This is a genomic window from Acidobacteriota bacterium, from assembly GCA_012517875.1.
Taxonomy (GTDB): domain Bacteria; phylum Acidobacteriota; class JAAYUB01; order JAAYUB01; family JAAYUB01; genus JAAYUB01.
Window position 1 is genome coordinate 1 of record JAAYUB010000023.1, and the last position, 19,953, is coordinate 19,953.

14 protein-coding genes are annotated in these 19,953 nt (G+C 68.5%); 3 read left to right on the plus strand and 11 right to left on the minus strand.

Annotated elements, in window-relative coordinates; genetic code table 11:
* Nucleotides 1-150 precede the first annotated feature (150 nt).
* The 8 genes from GX414_03290 to GX414_03325 form a co-directional block, all read right to left on the minus strand.
* Nucleotides 151-933, minus strand: coding sequence for a hypothetical protein (locus tag GX414_03290; GenBank protein NLI46108.1), 783 nt, complete (start codon nt 931-933; stop codon nt 151-153).
* Nucleotides 926-2,689, minus strand: a complete 1,764-nt coding sequence (locus GX414_03295) for a hypothetical protein (protein NLI46109.1) — start codon at nt 2,687-2,689, stop codon at nt 926-928. Before GX414_03295 ends, GX414_03290 begins: the two co-directional genes overlap by 8 nt.
* Complete coding sequence (locus tag GX414_03300; protein NLI46110.1) at nt 2,686-3,705, minus strand: FAD-dependent oxidoreductase; 1,020 nt, start codon at nt 3,703-3,705, stop codon at nt 2,686-2,688. The genes GX414_03295 and GX414_03300 overlap by 4 nt, the downstream gene beginning before the upstream one ends.
* A 70-nt stretch (nt 3,706-3,775) precedes the next feature.
* Complete coding sequence (locus GX414_03305) at nt 3,776-5,596, minus strand: FAD-dependent oxidoreductase (GenBank protein ID NLI46111.1); 1,821 nt, start codon at nt 5,594-5,596, stop codon at nt 3,776-3,778.
* Between the two features lie 1,077 nt (nt 5,597-6,673).
* The gene (locus tag GX414_03310; GenBank protein ID NLI46112.1) at nt 6,674-7,075 is read right to left on the minus strand and encodes a response regulator; all 402 of its coding nucleotides are present in this window, start codon (nt 7,073-7,075) and stop codon (nt 6,674-6,676) included.
* 40 nt (nt 7,076-7,115) lie between these two features.
* Nucleotides 7,116-7,847, minus strand: a complete 732-nt coding sequence (locus GX414_03315) for a response regulator (protein NLI46113.1) — start codon at nt 7,845-7,847, stop codon at nt 7,116-7,118.
* Nucleotides 7,848-7,882: 35 nt separating this feature from the next.
* Complete coding sequence (locus GX414_03320) at nt 7,883-8,203, minus strand: hypothetical protein (protein ID NLI46114.1); 321 nt, start codon at nt 8,201-8,203, stop codon at nt 7,883-7,885.
* 88 nt (nt 8,204-8,291) lie between these two features.
* Nucleotides 8,292-8,996, minus strand: a complete 705-nt coding sequence (locus GX414_03325; protein ID NLI46115.1) for a pseudouridylate synthase — start codon at nt 8,994-8,996, stop codon at nt 8,292-8,294.
* Between the two features lie 203 nt (nt 8,997-9,199).
* On the opposite strand from GX414_03325, the gene GX414_03330 reads away from it, so the two are divergent.
* Complete coding sequence (locus tag GX414_03330; protein ID NLI46116.1) at nt 9,200-14,407, plus strand: hypothetical protein; 5,208 nt, start codon at nt 9,200-9,202, stop codon at nt 14,405-14,407.
* Between the two features lie 63 nt (nt 14,408-14,470).
* Here the strand turns inward: GX414_03330 and GX414_03335 are convergent, their stop codons facing one another.
* Both GX414_03335 and GX414_03340 read right to left on the minus strand, forming a co-directional pair.
* Complete coding sequence (locus GX414_03335; GenBank protein ID NLI46117.1) at nt 14,471-15,247, minus strand: SDR family NAD(P)-dependent oxidoreductase; 777 nt, start codon at nt 15,245-15,247, stop codon at nt 14,471-14,473.
* 114 nt (nt 15,248-15,361) lie between these two features.
* The gene (locus GX414_03340; GenBank protein ID NLI46118.1) at nt 15,362-15,733 is read right to left on the minus strand and encodes a metallopeptidase family protein; all 372 of its coding nucleotides are present in this window, start codon (nt 15,731-15,733) and stop codon (nt 15,362-15,364) included.
* A gap of 152 nt (nt 15,734-15,885) precedes the next feature.
* Between GX414_03340 and GX414_03345 the strand changes: the two genes are divergently transcribed.
* A complete protein-coding gene (locus GX414_03345) occupies nt 15,886-17,100 on the plus strand; it encodes a PLP-dependent aminotransferase family protein (GenBank protein NLI46119.1) in 1,215 nt (404 codons plus the stop codon).
* Here the strand turns inward: GX414_03345 and GX414_03350 are convergent, their stop codons facing one another.
* Nucleotides 17,101-19,101 (minus strand): tetratricopeptide repeat protein, encoded by a 2,001-nt coding sequence (locus GX414_03350; GenBank protein NLI46120.1) that lies wholly within the window; start codon nt 19,099-19,101, stop codon nt 17,101-17,103.
* A 128-nt stretch (nt 19,102-19,229) separates the two neighbouring features.
* Here GX414_03350 and GX414_03355 point away from each other — a divergent pair, with 128 nt between their 5' ends.
* Nucleotides 19,230-19,910 (plus strand): Crp/Fnr family transcriptional regulator, encoded by a 681-nt coding sequence (locus tag GX414_03355; GenBank protein ID NLI46121.1) that lies wholly within the window; start codon nt 19,230-19,232, stop codon nt 19,908-19,910.
* Nucleotides 19,911-19,953: the final 43 nt, after the last annotated feature.

The window sequence follows — 19,953 nt, forward strand, 5'->3', positions numbered from 1 at the left end:
AAGGTTGGAAGGTTGGAAGGTTGGAAGGTTGGAAGGTTGGAAGGTTGGAAGGTTGGAAGGTTGGAAGGTTGGAAGGTTGGAAGGTTGGAAGGTTTAAAAGTATTTGGTATTCCGATGGTTGAACCTTCAAACAGTCAAACGTTTAAACTTTTAACTATCTACTGATTGTCTCTCGTACAGAATCCCGTGGATGTAGGGCTCCCGTCGGGCGAGCGCCAGCGCCGCGGCGCGGTCGGCCGGATCATGCCCGGCGGGCACCGGCTGCCAGGCCTCGTAGAGTCGGTCCCAGGTGAGCCGCTCCATGTCGTAGGTGATGCACGGACTGACCGCGACCACCACGGCAAAGCCGGGGTGGCGCAGCGCCCGGGCGATGACGTCGCCCAAGACATCGGGCTTGCCGGCCCAGCCGCGGCCGGCCAGCGTCGCGCCCGCCACCAGCGCCGTCGTCAGCGGATCCGCGGCGCCGACGGGCGAGGGGAGGCCGTGGATCAGCCCGCAGCGGCCGTTGTCCACAATGAGCGTGGTCACCGGCAGGTTCCGGGCCGCCGCTGCGAACAGTCCGCCCGCCCCGGAGGCCAGGATGTCGGCATCGCCACCCACGGCCACCACCGTCAGGTCGGGTCGGGCCAGCTTGGCGCCGGCGGCCACGGCCAGCGCGGTGCCGGCCAGCGCCTCGATGCCGTACCCCCGCAGACTGCGGGGCATCCACGCCGCGCATCCCGCCCCAGCGACGAACACCAACTGGTGGGGCGGTACCTGCGCCGCCGCCGCTCCGCGGGTCAGAGCCAGAGCCACGCCATGGTAGCCGCAGCCGGGGCACCAGGTGGCCGGCTGGGCCGAGCGATAGCCCAGCTCGCCGCTGCGCCGCACCCGCTCCATCTGACGGGCCAGCTCCGTCCCCATGATGGGATTGACGCGCTCGTGGTCACTCATGGCGTTTCCCCTTCGCCTCGGCAGGCGGCATGGCCTCCGCAATGCCGGCCAGGAGTTCCGATTCCGTGAGCGGCTCGGCGCCCGCCCGTCCCAGGCGCGCCACCGGGCGGGCCAGGGCGTGCTCCAGCAGCCCCGCCAGCTGTCCCGAGGCGTTGAGTTCCGCTGCGCCCAGCACCCGGCAGCGCGCCGCAAACACCGCCAGCGCCGGCCGCTGGAGCGGCCAAACCAGCCGGGGGAAGCAGCCGCCGACGCGCAGGCCGCGGGCGGCGGCGGCGCGGAGCGCCTCCCGCGCCGGCTCGATGGCGGCGCCCCAGGCGACCAGTCCCAAGTCGAGCGGCCCGTCGTCGCCGAACGTCTCGGGCGGCGTCCAGCCGGCGGCCAGTGCGTTTAGGCGGCCGCGGTGCAGCCCCACGGCGATCGGGCACGAGGCCACGGCTTCGGTGGCGCCGCTCCGCTTGTCGGGCCCGCCGGCGGACACCAGACGCTCGCCGTCGGGCGTGCCGGGCGGCGCCCAGGATTCGTCCGGCGCCGGTGTCGCCGCCGCCAACGCCGCCGCCGCGTCGGGCAGCGGCCGTGGCCAGCCGACTGTCTCGCCCCGCTCCAGTTGGAGAAAGTCCGCCAGCACCACCGCCGGCGTCCGCCAGCGCGCGGCCAGCCACACCGCCAGGCAGACGGCATCGAAGCAGTCAGCAGTGCACGCCGGCGCCAGCACCGGCCGCTGCACGTCGTTCAGACCATGGACCGCGGCCAGCAGATCCCCCTGCCCCGTCGAGGTGCCCAGCGCCGCCGCCGGTCCCGCGGTCTGAACGTGCACCACCACCAGCGGCAGGCCGGCTGCGGCTGCCTGGTCCAGCAGAGGGCCCGTCGCGGCCAGGCCGGAACCGACCGTGATCGCCACGGCGCTCCGGCCGGCGGCGACGGCGCCGTAGGCGTGCGCCGCCGCCGTGGCGGCGTCGGCTGCCAGGACCAGCACCGGCCGCTCGTCCGCCGGCAACCGTTCCAGGTCCGCGCGGATCCGGTTCGCCGGCGTCACGGGATAAAACGCCACCAGCCGGACGCCCGCCGCGGCACAGGCGGCGGCGATCGCCGCGGCTCCGGTCACCAGCGCCAGGGCCGGTCGTTCGTCGGGCGCCGGCAGAGCCCGCCACGGGTGGGTGGCTACCAGGCGGGTTCGGGCGTATTCGAATCCCATCTCGAACGAACGGAGGGCGGCGTCCCGGACCGTCTCCGCCTGTCCCGCAAAATGGTCCGCGACGGCCGGTGGGAAGGCGGCGGCCGGCAGATCCAGCAGGGCGGCCACTGCGCCGAGGGCGACGAAATTGCGGCCGCGGCCGAAGCTCTCCGCATGCGCCGCCAGATCACGGAACGGGACGCCATAGCCGAACATCCCCGGCGCGATGTAGCCGGCGACGGCCATGTCTTCAGCGACGTAGCCGGGCGGATTGTTTTCGTACAGGACCAGCCCGTCCGCGTTGAGGCGGGGCAGCTCCGGGATGGTGAGCGGGTCGCTCAGCGCCACCAGCACGTCCACCCGCTCGCACGGTCCGCGCAGCGGCTCGCGGGTGATCGCAGTATAGGCCAGCGTCTTTCCGGCGCCGCGGATTTCCGCCGGGAACGCCGCCGCGTGGCGGGCGTGCAGTCCAAGACCCGCCGCCGCGCGCGCCAGCACCCGTCCGGCTGCGCGCGCGCCGTCACCGGCCCGCCCGCAGAAGCAGACCACCAGGTCGCCGGCAATGGGACGGCGCGACCCCTTCACATCCGCCTCCACCAGCAGGTGTTGACCACGATGCCCTCATACTCCAGGGCGCTGGCGGGCGCCTGCCCCGCCGGCTGCATCTGTCCCAGCAGGTTGCGCGCGGCCACCTCGCCAAGTTTTTCGGCGTTGGGCCAGCCGATGGACACCCAGTAGTTCCGCAACGCCGGATTGTAGACCTGGGCGCAGTCGCCCGCGGCATAGATGTCCGGCAGATTGGTCTTCAGGTACTCGTTGACCAGCAGGCCGCGATCGACGTCCAGGCCGGTGCCCAACAGGAAGTCCACATCGGGCACCAGCCCGAAGAACGCGCCCACCATATCCGCCCGCAACCGCTCCCCCGCCCGGGTAGTTACGCGATAGCCGCCCGACGCAAGCGGCTCCACGTGGATCAGGGCGTCATCCAGCCGCACGTCGATTCCCGCCCGCGTGAGCCGCTCGGCGAACTCGGCGCGTCGCTCGGGGGTCAGCTCCAGCGGCCAGAAGGCGTCCGCGTCCACGAGGAAGGTGACCGCCTTGCCCAGGCGGACCAAGGCACCGGCCAGTCGGACGCTCACCAGATCACCGCCCACCACCACCACATCGCGGATGCCGTCGAGGCGCTCCCGCAGCTGCCGGGCGTCGGCCAGGGTCTTGACGGTGGTGAAGCACGCCCGGTAGGCGTAATAGATTTCCGGCAGCCGCGGCTTGCCGCCGGTGCAGAGCAACAGTCGCGTGTAGCGCACCTTCTCCATATGCTTGAGGTAAAGCACCTTCTCCTGCGGATCGACCCGGGTGACGCGCTGGCCGAGGCGAAGGCGGATCCGGTGCTTCTGGTAGTGCTGCGGGGTGCGAACCAGCAGGTCGTCCTCACCGGCCGTGCCGGCCAGATAGTCGGCCAGGCGGTGGCGGTGATAGAAATGGAAAAACTCGTCGGAGATCAGCGTGATCCGGGCATCCTTGTCGCCCCGACGCAGCACGTCCGCCGCCCGATTGGCCGCCGCGCCGTTGCCGATGATGACAAAATGTTCCGGACTCACCGTGTCACTCCGCTCGTTCCGCTGGCCCTTCGCCTCACCCTGGATCCCGTCATGGTCGGTTCCATGATGCTCACTCACCTGCCGCGACGTCGGCAATTTCCACGCGCTCCACCTCGATGCAGCGGGTAGGACACACCCGGAGGCAGAGGCCGCACCGAATGCACCGGACGCTGTCGATCACCACCGCCGCCGCCTCATCCCAGCGCTCGGTCCAGACGGGCGGCATCCCGGGTCCGGCCGCCGCGGCCGGGCCGATGCAGTCGCGGGGGCAGACGGCGGCACACAAACCGCAGGCGATGCAGTCCGCCAGCCGGATCTCGTATTTCATGTGGCACAGGTAGCAACGGTGGGACTCCCGCTCCCCCACCGGGGCCGGAAATCCGGTCTTCACCACGGCGCCGAACGCGGCCAAGCGCTGAGGCACGGCGAGCATGGGCATGTCGGCGCGGGGGATGAAGTCCCAGGCCCTCGGCCGGGGAGTGTCGGCGGACGGCCGCACCCGAACCACCCGGCGCAGGCGCCGCGCGCCGGTCAGGTATTCGTCCACCGCCTGGGCCACGCGGCGGGCGTGGCCCATGGCCTCGATCACCGTGGCCGCGCCGGTGCAGAAGTCGCCCGCGGCAAAAAGGCCCGGCACCTCACAGGTGCCGTGGCGGGGATCGAAGCGGGGTGCGGCGCCAAACGCGGCGGCCGCCAGGGTTGTGTCGGCATACTGGCCGGTCGCAGCGATGACCATGTCGGCGGCGAAGACGAACTCGGAGCCCTCGATGGCCACCGGCATCCGTTGGCCGTATTTGCCCACGGGTCCCAGGCGGTTGCGGGCGAACACCACGCCCTCCACCCGGTCGGAGCCTGCGATTTGCATCGAGGACACCAGGTTCAGGTAGCGGACGCCCTCGCGCTTGGTCTCGAGGATCTCCTCCCGGGTGACCCAGAGGTCCTCCTCGGTGGTCCGAACGCAGAGGTACGACTCCGCGGCGCCCAGGCGCAGCACCGAGCGGGCGCAATCATGGGCGGTGAATCCGCCGCCGATCGTCACGACGCGCCGTCCCACGGCTGGCGGACGACCGTCGTTGACGTTCATCATGAAATCCAGGCCGCTGTGGACCCCGGGAAGATCGCCGCTGGGGATGGCCAGGCCCCGCGCCAAGCTTGTGCCCGTGGCCAGCACCACCGCCTGGTGACGCGCCAGCAGCTCCGGCACGGTGATGTCATGCCCGACGTGGACGCCGGTCTTCACGATGATCCCGGAGTCCAGGAGGCGGCCGATCTCGGCTTCCACCAACTCCCGCGGCAGGCGGAACACGGGAATGCCATACATCAGCATGCCCCCCAGCCTGGGCATGGCTTCATAGACCGTAACGCCATGGCCCAGCGCGGCCAGTAACTGGGCGGCGGCCAGTCCGGCCGGCCCGCCGCCCACCACCCCCACGGTGCAGCCCGAATCGGGGAACAGGCGGTCCGGCCACTGATGGTCCTGGTTGCGGAAGTCGGCGGCCACGCGCTTCAGATGGCAAATGGCCACCGGCTCGCCCAGGTCGGGCTCGCCGTGGCGGCAGGCCGCCTCGCAGGGTCGGGAACAGACGTGGCCCAGCACGCCTGGGATCAGGTTGGTGGCCCGGTTGATGAGGTACGACTTGTCGCGGTCGCCGCCGGCGATGGCAAAGATGTAGTCGGGCACGTCGGTGAGCACCGGGCAGGCCCACTGGCACGGCACATTGAGGCGGACAAACTCGAAGTCGTCGGGGTGGTCGCTGCGCCGAGTCCGCCGGCGCACGGGCCGGCGCAGGGCCTCCGCCTCCCGGGCCTCGTCGACGGCAGCGGCCCGTCGGCGCAGTCTCGACGGACCGGCCTTCGGTGGTTCCACCGGCGGCGCGGCAGTCGGCGACACCACTGGTTCCGCCGCCGGCGGGGCCTCCGGCGGGACGGTTTCAGGCGGAGTCGTCTTTACGGATGCGTTGGGCGGTTGGTCGGCCGCAGACGCCAAGGGCTGAACGGGGGTCGTGTCCGCCTCGCAGAGTACCGTTTCCGGTGACGTCGTTGGCGGCGTGATCTCGGGCCGTGCCGGTCGCCGGCTGGCTTTCGGGCCTGCCCCTGCCTGTTTCACCTTCCCGGTTTTTTCGATCGGAACAGTCGTAGATATCGTCTGGAACCGTTGAGCGGCCTCCCGCTCTTTCAGGACGGCCTTCGCAGATCGCCGGACCGGGGCGGTCTTCGGGGGCGCCTTGGGCTTTGCAGCCGCTTTCGCGGCGGGGCCGGCGGTCTGAGTCCTTCGGCCCGCGCCCGCAGAGGTCCGGTCTTTCTCGGCTGCAAGGTCCTTTGCTTTGATCGGGCGTCCTCCCGCCTTCGGAGCGCGGGTCGCTTCCGGCAGGGTGCGATCGGCAGACGTCGATACAGAATCCGACCGCTTCGGGGTATGCCCCGCCGTTTTCGAGACTTTCTTGCGAATTCGTCTCATCCCGCGTGCGCTCCTGCCCGGTCGGGGCGGGTTGCATCAATTCCATCAGAAGGTTAGTCCGTCTTCCGCATTATAGATTTTTGATTCGGAACGGTCAACCGTCCATGGCGACATGAATGAAATTGTCATCGGCAGCCTCTGCCTATTAATCACCATATCGCTATTATTATCAATATATTCAATATAATCCGCAGATTGGGAGGCCACCCCGCCCAAGACGTGTGGACGGAAACGCCCTGAGCAGCGAAGAACCGGCCCCGGCCAGGCTGACGGCCCTCCACCAACAGCCGTCACTTCGAAGGGGTATCAGACTCCGAATGTGCTGCGCCGATGACTACCGCTCATTCCGGCTCTTGATTCCTCGCGGGATACCCGTCTCCCCGGGGGCCAGCCCTGTTGAAATATCAGACAATCCATGCAGCCTTGGGCTGATAGTGCGAGGTTCTCATTCGACAGCCTTCGAGTCTCATGAACGGGTGGTGGATCTTCCGCGGGGCGGGGTTCGGCGGATCAGTCGCGGGACGGCGTCAGGGAGGTCCAGATCTTGAGAACTTCATCGGAGAGCGCCAGCGGGGAGAACGGCTTGGCAATGAGCCCGGCGGCACCGGCGTTGCGGTAGCGCCGGACGTCGGCGCCGCCGGTTTTGGCCGTGAGAAACACCACCGGCACCTGCGCCGTGTCTGGCAGCTCGCGGAGCGCCCGCAAGGTATCCAGGCCGTCCAGGTCCGGCATGAATTCGTCCAGCAGCACGAGGTCGGGACGGAATTCGCCGCAGGCGGCGATCGCCTCGGCGCCCGAGGCGCACACCCGCACGGTGAAACCGCCCACCTCCGCCAAGGCCAGTCTGGCCAGGTCGCGCACCGACGAGTCGTCATCCACGACGAGGATCCGCTTGAGGCTGTCCGAACTCATACCCTCTCCTCGGCGGCCGGTCGGGGGGCCGGCCGGTGAATCACTCGATCACCACGTTGGTGGCCACTTCATACAGGATGCCGAGCGCCTTGTGGATCCGGGCGGCGTCGGCGGCCGGCGGCGGCCGGTCGCTCCGGCGCCACGGGTCGAGGAGTTCCTCCAGCTCCCGGGCCAGCGTGCTCACCGCCGGAAAGCCGAAGGAGGCCCCGGTGCCGGCCAGGTTGTGCACGCGGGTGTACAGCTCGCCGGCCACTTCGGGCGCCCATTCCTGGAGAAGATTTTCCCAAAACACCGAGATCTCGGTGGCCTTGAAGGGCAGTTCGGCGGCGAACTGGCGGCGCAGGGCGTCCAGCCCCGCCTGGGCGGCAGGCGAGAGCTTGCGCGCCGCCGGCCGCGGCTGATCCGCCTCGACGTAGCGGCCAACCTTTTCGAGAAACGCCTCCAGCTCGAATGGCTTGTGGATGAAATCGTTCGCGCCGTAGCGCATCCCCTCGTACTGGTATTTCACGCTCTTGTAGATGGAGGTCATCATGATCACGGCAATGCTGGCCAGATCGGTATCCTGCTTGATCCGGCGGCAGAGATCGAAGCCGTTCATCTTCGGGAGCAGGAGGTCGGTGACCACCAGGCCGGGCTTGACCTGCTGGATCAGCTCGAAGCCGGCCTGGCCATCCGTCGCCGTGTGTACCTCGAAGCCGCGGGAGGAGAGCTGGGTCTGGAGGAATTCCAGCAGCGTGGTCTCGTCGTCGATGATGACAATCCGGTTATTCATTCGCTCCAACACCCGGGGCTAACCGGCGAACCGGGTCACTTCGTGTTCTTTTTTTTCGCGAACAGGGCCAGGAGCTGCTGGCCGAAGCTTTGTTTCTTCTCCGCGGACAGCGCGGCGTACTGGTGAATTTCGCCGGGGTCCAGCCAGATGCCGTGGCAGCAGGGGCACTCGTCGATCTCCAATCCCTCGAGGTCGACGGTGTGGAGCGTGTCGCCGCACTTGGGGCAATGCATATAGTGGAGATCCTTCAGCCGCTGGCGTTCTTCGGTCCGCCTCCGGGCGGCGATCTTTTCCAGACGGAGTTTCTCTTCCTGTTGAGCCCAAGCCTCTTCTTTCTCGTCGCCGTGGCGAACCATGCGCGCACCTCCGCAGGGATGGGCGTCTCGTATCGGACGTGATGGTATTCTACGGAGCGCGCCGGAGTTTTGCAAGAACCAATCCGCCTCAGGCGCCGGGCGCATCGCCGGTCCAGCCGAAAGCGACCAGGAGCGGAGCCCAGACCGCGGGCGGCGCCGCCTCCACGGCGACCGGTTCGCCCGTGTGCGGGTGGCGGAAGGCGAGGCGGCGGGCGAAAAGGAGGAGGCCGGCCAGGCCGAATTCGGACCGGACGAAGCGGTTCTGGACACCGTCGCCGTATGTGGTGTCGCCGATGATCGGGTGGCTCACATGGTGAAAGTGACGCCGGAGCTGGTGCCGCCGCCCCGTGCGCGGCCGCGCCTCCACCAACGAGAAACGGGCGCTGGGCAGACGGCCCACGGGCCGAGGCAGTTCCAGCGTCGCCAGGCGGCGGTACTCGGTCACGGCCGGGAGGGCCGGCCGCCCGGACCGAGGCCCCAAGGCATGATCGATCCGGCCGCCGGCCGGGGTGAACCCGCGCACCACGGCCAGATAGTCCTTCGCGGGGGTGTGTTCCCGGAACTGGCTGGCCAGGTCGGCGGCGGCTTCTGGGGTCAGGGCGAAGAGGAGCACGCCGGAGGTGGCGCGGTCCAGCCGGTGGACCGGGTACACCCACCGGCCGAGCTGGCTGCGCAGGCGCTGGAGGCAGGACGCCTCGCCGGGAGATTCGGCGGTGGGATGCACATGCAGGCCCGCCGGCTTGAGCACCGCTACGCAGTGGTGGTCGTGATGCAGGATGGTCAGCGATCCCACGGGGCCTCCGGGTTTGCCCGAGTCGCGGCGCCGGTTGGCGCGGCCGCCGCAGTGTCAGATTCGGATCCCGCATCCGGAATGATGCCATTATACAAGATGGTCACCGGCGCGCGCGATCCCGACCGGCTGGTGCAAAATATTCAGACACTCCACCATGATTTTGGCCGATAATAATTTGATAGACAACTTCCAGGAGAACGGCCATGAGTAAATGGGGCCTGTTGCTCGCCGCACTCGCGCTGACTGCCTCCGTTCAGGCGGCCATCCCCCAACCGGAGCGTGACGCCCTGCTGGCGCTGTACACCGCCACGGGAGGCGACAGCTGGACGCAGCGGGACAACTGGCTGGGCGCACCCGGCACCGAGTGCTCCTGGTTCGGCGTGCAGTGCGACGACGCCGGCTCCCACGTAATCGCCCTGTATCTGAACGGCAACAACCTGTCGGGCCCCCTCCCCGCGGCGCTGGCGTCGCTGACGGAGTTGCGGGAGATTTACATGTCCGAGAACAGCCTCACGGGTTCCATCCCGGCGACGCTGGGCGACTTGTCGCAGCTCCAGAGCCTCAACCTTTCAGGCAACCGGCTGGCGGGCGCGATCCCGCCCGAGCTGGGCGACCTGTCGCAACTGGCGGTCCTCATGCTGGGTTACAACCAGCTCACCGGTCCCATCCCCTCCACGCTGGGCAGCCTGGACCGGCTCCGGGCACTTGGTTTGACTCATAACCTCCTGAGCGGTCCGATCCCTGCGAACATCGGCGCGTTGAGCCAGTTGGAAATCCTGTTTCTGGATGAGAACCGGCTCAGCGGCGCCATCCCTGCTGAATTGGGCAACCTGACCGCGCTCCGCGAGCTGTCGCTGCGCGGCAACATGCTGTCCGGCGGCATCCCGGCGGCACTGGGCGGGCTGTCACAATTGGTCCAACTTGATTTGGGCGACAACGACCTGGGGGGTCCCATTCCCGTCGAACTGGGCAACCTGACGGCGCTCCGGGCGCTCGATGTTTCGCTGAATCATCTGACGGGGAACATTCCCATCGAACTGGGGGGGCTGACCCAGTTGCGGTGGCTCAGTGTCGGCACCAACCGTCTGGACGGACCGATTCCCGAGAGCCTGGGAGGCCTGACGGAACTCCGTTTCCTGATACTGTACGACAACACCTTGACCGGGTACATCCCGGCGGCGCTGGCCAATCTGACTCTGCTCGAGGAGCTGCATCTGTCGAGCAACCATCTGATCGGTCCCATCCCCCCCGAACTGGGCCAATTGGCCAACCTGCTCACTCTGAACTTGGGCGAGAACCATCTCAGCGGATCCATCCCGGCGGCCCTGGGCGGACTGACCCAATTGCGCTACCTCTATCTGGGAGGCAATCGCCTGTACGGATCCATCCCGCCGGAACTGGGCAATCTGGCGAACCTGCAGCTGCTGGATCTCACGGGGAACCAGCTGAGCGGGTCGCTGCCCGACACGCTGGGCCAGCTCAGTCAGCTCCTGGAACTGCGCCTGAGCTGGAACCAGTTCGCGGGTCCAATCCCCGACAGCTTCAGCGGCTTGGCGAATCTGGTGAATCTGGAGCTGGTGGGGAACCAGATGGCCGGGCCGTTCCCCGCCTATCTCGGGGCGCTGCCCCACCTGCAGCACATCGACGCCGCGTGGAACCAGTTCAGCGGCCCCATCCCGCCGGAGCTGGGCAACCTCACCGAGCTGCGGTTCCTCGGATTGGACGGCAACGCCTTCGAGGGCGACATCCCTCCCGCGCTGGGCAATCTGGCCCAGTTGGAGTACCTGGTCCTGGGGTACAACCACCTGACGGGCCCGATTCCGGAGGAAATCGGGAACCTGGTTCTGCTGCGCTATCTGTGGCTGTATGGCAATGCCCTGTCCGGCGAGGTGCCGGCCACGTTCAGCCAGCTCACCGCTTTGGAGGCCGGGGGCGGGCTGGAACTGCGCTGGAATGCGCTGTCGTGCTCCGACGACGCCTTGCTGGCATACCTGAACACGCGGCACGCCGAGGGGGATTTCCTGTCGTCCCAGACCCTGCCGCCCACGAATTTCCGCGTCATCGAGAACCAGACCGCCGGCGCGTTCGAGCTGCGCTGGGATCCGGCCAGCCTGCAGGCGGGCAAGGGCGGTTATCTGATCGCGGCGGCCGCCCTCGGCGGACCGTGGCAGATCCGGGCCCTGATCCCGGACAAGGAAGCCACCCGGTTCAACGGCTGTTTGTGCGGCTCGGGCGATCAGAATTTCATCATCAAAACGATCACCCGGCCCCACGGCATGAATCCGAACGTGGTGACCAGTTCGGCCAGTCCCATGGTGTTGGTCTCGCGTTCGGTCACGCCCGCGGGCACGGTGGGCGTCCTGTTCGACTCGACGCGGACCGGCAAGGTGTTTCAGGACAGCCCCTGTCAGATTCTGCCCGCGTCGTTCCTTGTGTTCGCCATCGACCCGGCGGCGTTCGCCGACGTCACCGCGTCGAACCCGGCGGTGATCCGGATTTCGCTGCCGCCGGGAGCGCGACTGGGGACGTCCTTGGCCGACGGCACCTTGGCCACCACCGCCCCGATGCCCAGCGCCGGCGAATGGACGCCCTCGCTGGCCGTGGTGGAATTCGCCCCGAAAAAGGACGGCACCTTTGCGCCGGTGCCGGGCAATCCGTTGCTGCCGACCATCGGCCCCCACGCCGTGCAACTGCTCCGCTACATGGAGGGGGAGCTCGAGATCCTCGTCCGGATCACTGAGAGCACGGCCAGCTGGACGCCCTCGGCACCCGGCCGCTTCATCGGCTTCGCCATGGGGCTGGGCGCGGGCGTCTGGCCGGCCGACGAGTTCAGCAACTGGGGCCCGGACTACATCGGCGCCCAACACGACACGATGTTCTACATGAACCTGCGGTCATACCAGTTCGAATTGTTTGACAACGCGTTCACCGTCAGCGTCTGCGCCTTTCGGCAGGCCGACGGCACCGGGTTACCGGTGGCATTCCAGCCGTCGTGCGCGCACCTGTTCACCGCCACGGAGGTCCACCCGGGGCCGCCGCCGGCTGCGTCGCTGCTGAACCCCGACACGCTGGATTTCGACCAGGTGGACCTCAACCAGGACGGTTTCACCGACCTGCTGAGCATCGCGGCGGGGCAGCAGCGGATGTACATCGCTTTCGGTTTGCCCGGCGGAGCCTTCTCACGGGTGGAGTGGCTGATGACGGACTTTCAGCCGCAGACTCTGGACATCGCCGACGTGACGGACGACGGCCGGCCTGACGTGCTCCTGGGCGGTGCGGATGGTGCGTTGCACATCTTCGAATGGACCCAGCTCTTCGGCGTCGGCAAGGCGGCCGTGCTCCGCCAAGCGGCGCCGGCGGTGCAGCTGAAGCTGGCCGGCGTGCCCACCGATTCGCTGGTGACGGACATCAGCGGTGACGGGCAATCCGATTATGTGTTCTGCGAGGCGGCGACGAACACGCTGAACCTGATGTTCGGGTCCGACTTCACCACCACCGTCAGCTACGCCACGGGCCAGGGCCCGCAGGCGCTCGCGACCGGCGATTTTGACGGTGACACGGAACCTGACGTCGCCGTGGCCAACGCGGTGGCGAGCTCGGTGTCGGTGTACCTCAACGACGGCGCCGGGGGATTCACCCCGACGGAAGTGGCAGGAATCAGCGCTGGTCCGGTGGACATCGAGTCGGCCGACTTCAACGCCGACGGGTTGGCCGACCTGGTCCTGGCGGCGCAGGGCGACAAGGCGATCCAGGTGCTGTTGGCGAGCGCGGGCGGTGCGTTCGCGCCGGGCCACGGGCAGAAGGTCTTCTTCCAGCAGACGCCGTCGGCGGTGCTGGCGGAAAATTTCGACGGCCAGAACGGCCCGGACGCCCTGGTAGGTTTCTCCGACTACTACAAACTGGCACTCTGCACCACCGACACCGCCGGCTCGCTGGCGTTTGCGTTTTCCATCGACATCCGGGGGGACGTGGAAGTGGATCCCCTCAACGGCAGCGTAACCCTGGACGCCGACCAGGTGCTCTCGGTGGCCGGCGGGACCGCCTACGGCGGGATCTCGTCGCGGCAGGGCGTGGCGGTGGTGCAGGACCACGGCATCGGCGTGCTCCACTTCCCGCGCAGCCGGCACCTGTCGTTTTCGGTGGTCAACCTGGACGACGCCAGCGGTCTGCTGACGTTGGACCTCTACGACGACGCCTTGGGCAACCCGGTGCGGGCGGTGACCGCCGCCATCTCCGCCGGCGCGCAGTACGCCCGCTACCTCACCGACGGCTCGCTGCTGGGCAGCGACGCCGACCACGCCGGGCGGTGGGTGCGCGGCTTCCTGACCAACGAGAACATGCACGGGATGTGGCTGGCGAACAACGGCGACGACCTGCAGTACCTGGACGGCACCCGCCTGCTGGACGTGCGCGACGCCCGCACCGGACTCGCCTTCCCGGTGCTGGACGACGCAACCGGCCATGCCACGGAACTCCTGCTCATCAACCCGAACCGGGAGCAGGCGCAGGCGGTGCTCACGCTGTACGGCGCCGACGGGGCCAGCCGCGACACCTACGCGGTGACGCTGGGCGGACGGACGCGCCGCGTCCTCGACGCGGCGACCATCTTCCCGTCGTTCACGTCGGCGGACTCGATTCAGGTCCAATCGGACCGGGCGTTGCTCGGTGTGGAGCTGTTCGGGGACGGCTCAGCGCTGGCCTGCCTGGCGGCCATGCCCACCGCCGCCGACGCGGTGACGCTCTACGCGCCCCACGTGGCCGACGGCGATTTCGGCATCGTCTACGACTGCCGGCTGGACCTGGTCAACACAGGCATCGAGGCGGCGACGGTGGCGCTGACCCTCTTCGACGACACGGGCACGGAACTGGGCACCGCCGACGCGACACTTCCGGCCCACGGCAAGCAGTCGTGGGACGTGTCCGAGCTGTTCGGTCTGACGGGCGCGGTAACCGGCTGGCTGCGGGCCGATCCCGGCAGCTCCCCCGGCGTGGTGGGGAGCGTGACGTTCGGCGGGACGAGCGGCGCGTTCGTCTCCAGCCTGCCGCTCCAGGACGCCGGCAACAGCCGGTTTCTGATGGGGCACATCGCCAACGGCACCATCGGCGCCGTGTCCTACTTCACCGGGATCGCCATCGTCAACCCCGAGACCACCGCAGGCGGCGAAGTGCCGGTGCAGGTCACCGCCTACGACCAGAACGGTCAACTGCTGGACACGCGGATCGTGGTCCTTTCCAGCCAGGAGCGGATAGTCAGCCTGCTTCACCAGGTGATGCCCGGGTTGACCAGCTTGTTCGGGGGATATCTCATTGTCGAAAACCTCTCGTACTCCGACGGGATCCTGGTGTTCCAGTTGTTCGGCGACACGTCGCTCCAGTTTCTGAGCGCCGTCCCCGCGATCCCCTTGGACTGAGGCGACGGCAAACGAATTCACGAACCGGAGAAGCGGCGAAAGTCCGCCGGCGGCAGGAGGGGACTACGGCGTGGTGCGGAGCAGCATGGTGGCGCTGCGCTGGACCGTGGGGAGCACGATCATGTCGAGCACGTTCACATGCTCGGGGGCGTTGGCCACATAGTGGACCGCGTCGGCGATGTCCGCCGGCGTGAGCGGCTGCGTGTTCGCGTAGACCTGGGCCGCCCGGCCGGCATCGCCGTGGAACCGCACCAAGGAAAACTCCGTCTCCACGAGGCCGGGGCTCACGCATGAGACGCGCAGCGGCGTGCCGTACAGATCCATGTTCATCCCCTCGGTCAGCGCTCGCACCGCGAACTTGGTGGCGTTATACACGTTGCCATTGGGGTAAACCTGCCGGCCGGCGATGCTGCCGATGTTGATGACGTGGCCGCGCCCGGCCGCCAGCATCGGCGGGATGAGGCGGCGCGACACGAGCAGCAGCCCGCGCACGTTGGTGTCGATCATGCGGTCCCAGTCGTCGACAGACCCCTCGTGGAGCTTGTCGAGTCCCGCGGCCAGACCGGCGTTGTTCACCAGCACGTGGGGCACCAGGCCGCGGGCTTCGAGCGCGTCGCCGAAGGCGGCAACCGCAGCGGCGTCGCGCACGTCGAGGGTGAACACGTCCACCGATGCGGCCCCCGCGTCCCGCAGTCCCGCGGCCATCGCCTCGAGACGGTCCGCGCGGCGAGCGGCCAGCACCAGCCGCGCCCCGGCGGCGGCGAAACGCTCGGCGCACGCCTGCCCGATGCCGGCGCTGGCGCCGGTGATGACGACGATCCGGTCCTTCATTCGGTTCATGTTCGCTCCTGTTTCATTAATCGCGTCAGATCCGGCAGAGTGTCCTGAGTTTGAAACGAGAACAAAAACTTGCCCGGCGTCTTGGCGCCCTGGCGAGCCTTGTAGACCGTCGGGCTACCCGTAGCCCAGCTCCCGTAGCCGCTCCTCGGAGAATCCGAAGTGGTGGGCCACCTCGTGCATGACCGTCTTGCGGATCTCCCGGACCACCTGCCGCGGCGTGCGGCACGCGCGCAGGATGGGGCGGCGGAAGATAAGGATCCGGTCGGGCATGGGGAAGAGGTGGAAGGCACTCTTCCGCGTCTCGGGGATGCCCTGGTAGAGCCCGAACAGGGAGCCGCCGCCGCGGATCCCCACCTCGCGCAGCAGCTCGCGCGACGGCTCGTCCTCGACGAGGATCTCCACGTTCTCGAGTTTCTCCAGGAATTCCGCCGGAATTTCCTCCAGCGCCTGGTCCACCAGTTCCTCGAATTCCTGCCGCGTCAGCATGGCCGGCCCTCCGCTCCCCATTAAAGACGGCGCGCGCGCCGCCGTCAAGCCGAAAAACCGATCCCTCGCCGTGGCTGCCGCCGCCGCGTGTTTCTGGTAGAATAGCCCTTCGGATCGCCCGGCGATCCCATCCCGACTCCGGAGCGAACGCCATGACCGACTTTGACCGCCTCTTCTCGCGCGGCGCCCGGGCCATGCAGCCGAGCCCCATCCGCCGCATGGCCGGACTGATCAACCAGCCGGGCGTGATCTCGTTCGCCGGCGGCGTGCCGAACCCGGCCACGTTTCCCGACGCCGACCTGAAACGGATCATGGACGACATCGTGGAGACCGACGGCTACCAGATCTTCCAGTACGGCGTCACCCGGGGCCTGGAGGCGTTCCGGCAGCAGCTCGTGACCATGCTGGCCGGGCGGGGCATCCGCGCCGCCGACGACGGGCTGATGGTCACCTCCGGCTCGCAGCAGGGGCTGGAGCTGTTGAGCCGCGTCCTGCTCGACCCCGGTGATGTGGTCCTCGTGGAGCTGCCCAGCTACATCGGCGCGCTGGCCTGCTTCCGCAACACGCTGGCCGAGATGGTGGGCGTGGCCCAGGACGCCGACGGCATCGTCCCCGAGGAGCTGGAGCGGACCATCGCCGCCCTCCGGGGCGCCGGCCGGACGATCAAACTGCTGTACGTCATCCCGAACTTTCAAAACCCGTCGGGGATCACCATCACGCCGGCGCGCCGGGCGGCGGTGCTGGAGCTGGCCCGCGCGCACGGCATCCTGGTGGTCGAAGACGACCCGTACGGCGAACTCTATTTTCCCGGGGTGACGCCCGAGTCACTGCGAGCGATGCGGGCCCTGCCCGGCGGCGAGGAGGTGGTCTACCTGAGCTCGTTCTCCAAGGTGGTCAGCCCCGGGCTGCGCACCGCGTTCATGGCCGCCCCGCCGCCGGTGATCCGCATGCTGGAGTTGGCCAAACAGGCGGCCGACCTGTGCTCCAGCAGCCTGGACCAGCGCCTGGTCTACGAGTACTGCAAGCGGGGTCTCTATGACCGCCACCTGGCCGAGGTGCGGCGGTTCTACGCCGCCAAGTGCGAGGTGATGCTGGCGGCGCTGGACCGGCACATGCCGGCCGAGATCGCCTGGACCCGGCCGCGGGGCGGGATGTTCGTCTGGCTGACCCTGCCCGCCGGACTCGACGCCGAGCCGCTGGCGGTGGAGGCGGTCCAAACGCTGAAGGTGGCGTTTATCCACGGCGCGCCGTTCTTCGTCAACGGGGCGGGCCGGAACACCCTCCGGCTGACCTTCGCCAAGGAGGATGCCGCCAAGATCGAAGAGGGGATCTGCCTGCTGGCGGGCTTCTTCAAGTCGAAACTCTGATCAGGTCTTCCCCTGGTCCTGGTCGTTGCCGGTCTCGCGGAGGATCGCGTCCACCTCCTCGTCCCGCAGCTCCGGGTCCAGCGCCACCGCCTCGATGAGCAGGCTCTGGGCGCGTCCCAGGTCGCCGAGCTCGTAGCAAATGATGCCGAGATAATATTTGGCGTCCGCGTTCCGCGGATAGGCCGCGACGTACTCCTCGAACAGCACCAGCGCCTCGGCCCAGCGCTCCAGCGCGTAGTAGTTGCGCGCCAGATTCCAGCGGGTGTCGGCGTTGTGCTCCAGGGCAAACGCCTTCTCGGTGTGCGTGAGAGCGAGCGCGTAGTCGGCCAGCCGTTCGTCCTCGTCGCCGAGCAGGATGCGGCCGAGGGCGGTGTGCGCCTCCAGGTTGGCGGCGTCCAGCTCCAGACAGCGCGAGAAGTCCTGCAGCGCGAGGCCCGGCTGGCGAGCTAGCAGGTGCAGTTCACCGTCGATCCGGAAGCGGTCGAGGCTGCCGGACGGGCACATGTCCCGGACCTGACGGTAGTACCGCTGGGCGCCCGAGGGGTCGGAATTGAGCATGGCCGTAGCAGCGAGGCTCTCGAGGACGGCCATCCGAAGCGGGCGTTCGGGGAGACCGACCCGCTCCAGCGCCAGCAACAGGACCTGCTCCGCCTCGCTCGCCCGACCCGCGTCGGCCAGAGACTGCCCGTAGACCCGGTAGTCCTTGGCGGTGAGCAGGCGGTCAGCCGCCTGCTGGTCGCCCAGCCGGAACTGGCAGATGCCCAGGTAATAGCGATAATCATCGTCGTCGGCGGACGTGGCCCACAGCTCCTCAAACAGGGGGCGGGCCTCGGCCCAGCGCTCCAGCCGGAAGTAATTGTAAGCCAAATGATAAGCCGTGGCCGGGCAGGGACTCAGTCGGTGGCAGGCCCGGTTGTGCGGCAGCGCCCGAACCGGGTCAGCAGCGGTGTCTCCTTTGATGCCCAGGTAGATGAGCCCGAGGTTATTGTGCGCGGACAGGTTATCCGGGTCCAGCTCCAACGCCCGGTCGAAGCACTGGACGGCCTCCGCGGTGCGCTGTTCCAGGAGCAGGAGAGCGCCGCGGGTGGCGGTCGCGGCAGCGCTGCCGGGATCCGCCAGTTCCAGCGCCCGGCGGTACCACGCCGCCGCTCGGGCCTTTTCCCCCCGGTTTTCGAGCAATACGCCGAGATGGAGACAGGCCCGCCGCTGGAGATCGCGGCTGGCTCTGCCGGACCAGTCCACGGCGAGCCGAAGGTTCTTTTCCGCGCCGTATGTCTCGTTGCGCCCGAACTGCGCTGTCGCCTCCCGCAGCCGGGCCGCAGCCTGCACCTCCCGGTACCTCATCCCCGACTGGACCGCCAAGTAGCCGACGCCGGCAACGCCGAGCGGCAGGGCGACCAGCAGCAGCAGCGTCGGGACCGGCCGGCTCGACAGGATCCAGACGGTGCCGCCGCCGGCCAAGGCCAGCGTGGCGAGGAGCCCGACCGCGATGGCGGCATCCAGCGCCACCATTGTCTCCGGATGGACGGGCCGGGTGAAGTAGGCTGACCTGTAGCGCAGCATCCAGACCACCTCGACAGCCAGAACAGCCAGGGCGGCCGGCCCGGCGGCGTACCCCCAGATGGTTCGCGAGAGTCTGAAATCGGCGCGGCCGCCGTTCCAGCCGGCGACGAGCCGGATCCAGAGGCCGCCCAGCGCACAGGTTGCCAGCCCAAGAGGGAGCGCGACCGCCAGGGCCGCCGCCCAGGCGGTGGTCCACCGGTCGGCCGGATAAGCGAAGTTCAACCGGGCGAGCACCTCGGTCGCGGCAAACCAGCCGGCCGCGCCGAGCAGCGCCAGGATCGGAACGAGCAGTGGCAGCCGGAGCCTGACAAGCCGCTCGCACAGGGTCACCGCAGCAGGCGGCGACGCCGGCGTCTCCGGTTGTGTGGAGGCGGTGGCGGTCACCGCGCCGGCAGGCGGCTCTGCCAACGATGGTGGTATCGGGTGGTCTGCGGCCATGGGTGCTCCGGACCCCGCGGCGGCGATCCGGCCGCAGGTCATTCCCTCTTATAACTCAAGGTTCCGGCGTTTGCAACGCGCAGCCGCCGGAGTTGCCTTTTCCGCCGGGTTCTGGTAAGGATGGAGGCATGGATCCGCTGCCGCTCCTGCACCGGTGCCAGCTGTGCGCCGGCATGAACGAGGAGGAACTCCGCAAGCTGGCCCGGATCGCCGCGTTTCGCCGGCTGGCGGCCGGCGAGACCCTGTTTCAGGAAGGTGATCCGGGCACGGGCTTCTTTGTCCTGCTCCAGGGTCGCGTCCGCGTGTACAAGGCGTCGCCGGAGGGGAAGGAGTACACGCTGCACCTGATCCAGCCGGGGATGATGTTCGCCGAGGTGGCCATCTTCACCGGCCATCCGTACCCCGCCTCCTGCCTCGCCATGGAGGATGCGCTGGTGGCGTTCTTCCCCCGGGAGGCGTTCCTGGCATTCCTGCGCGCCGAGCCGCAGGTGTCCATGAAGATCATCGCCTCGCTGGCCGGCTTCGTCCGCGAGTTCAACCGGCAGGTGGAGGCGCTGTCGCTGAAAGAGGTCCCCGCCCGGCTGGCCGCCTGGCTGCTGGCGGAGGCGGAGCGGCAGGGCGCCGACCGGCTGGTGTTGACCATTTTCAAGGGCGAGCTGGCCGCCCAGCTCGGCACCGTCGGCGAGACGCTGTCGCGGAACCTGCGCAAATTCAAGGAGGCCGGACTCATCCGCCTTGAGGGGAAGGCCATCACCATAGTCCGGCCGGAGGAGCTGGCCGACATCGCCAACGGCATCGGCCGGCTGTGACGCCGCCGATCCTACCGGCCCGCTTCCGCCACAACTTTATCCC

What these genes read in the sequence shown, in the direction of transcription:
- GX414_03350 (NLI46120.1), bottom strand. Translation starts at nt 19,101, where the DNA reads ATGGCCGCAGACCACCCGATACCACCATCGTTGGCAGAGCCGCCTGCC.
- GX414_03340 (NLI46118.1), bottom strand. Translation starts at nt 15,733, where the DNA reads ATGCTGACGCGGCAGGAATTCGAGGAACTGGTGGACCAGGCGCTGGAG.
- GX414_03330 (NLI46116.1), top strand. Translation starts at nt 9,200, where the DNA reads ATGAGTAAATGGGGCCTGTTGCTCGCCGCACTCGCGCTGACTGCCTCC.
- GX414_03290 (NLI46108.1), bottom strand. Translation starts at nt 933, where the DNA reads ATGAGTGACCACGAGCGCGTCAATCCCATCATGGGGACGGAGCTGGCC.
- GX414_03315 (NLI46113.1), bottom strand. Translation starts at nt 7,847, where the DNA reads ATGAATAACCGGATTGTCATCATCGACGACGAGACCACGCTGCTGGAA.
- GX414_03355 (NLI46121.1), top strand. Translation starts at nt 19,230, where the DNA reads ATGGATCCGCTGCCGCTCCTGCACCGGTGCCAGCTGTGCGCCGGCATG.
- GX414_03335 (NLI46117.1), bottom strand. Translation starts at nt 15,247, where the DNA reads ATGAACCGAATGAAGGACCGGATCGTCGTCATCACCGGCGCCAGCGCC.
- GX414_03345 (NLI46119.1), top strand. Translation starts at nt 15,886, where the DNA reads ATGACCGACTTTGACCGCCTCTTCTCGCGCGGCGCCCGGGCCATGCAG.
- GX414_03310 (NLI46112.1), bottom strand. Translation starts at nt 7,075, where the DNA reads ATGAGTTCGGACAGCCTCAAGCGGATCCTCGTCGTGGATGACGACTCG.
- GX414_03320 (NLI46114.1), bottom strand. Translation starts at nt 8,203, where the DNA reads ATGGTTCGCCACGGCGACGAGAAAGAAGAGGCTTGGGCTCAACAGGAA.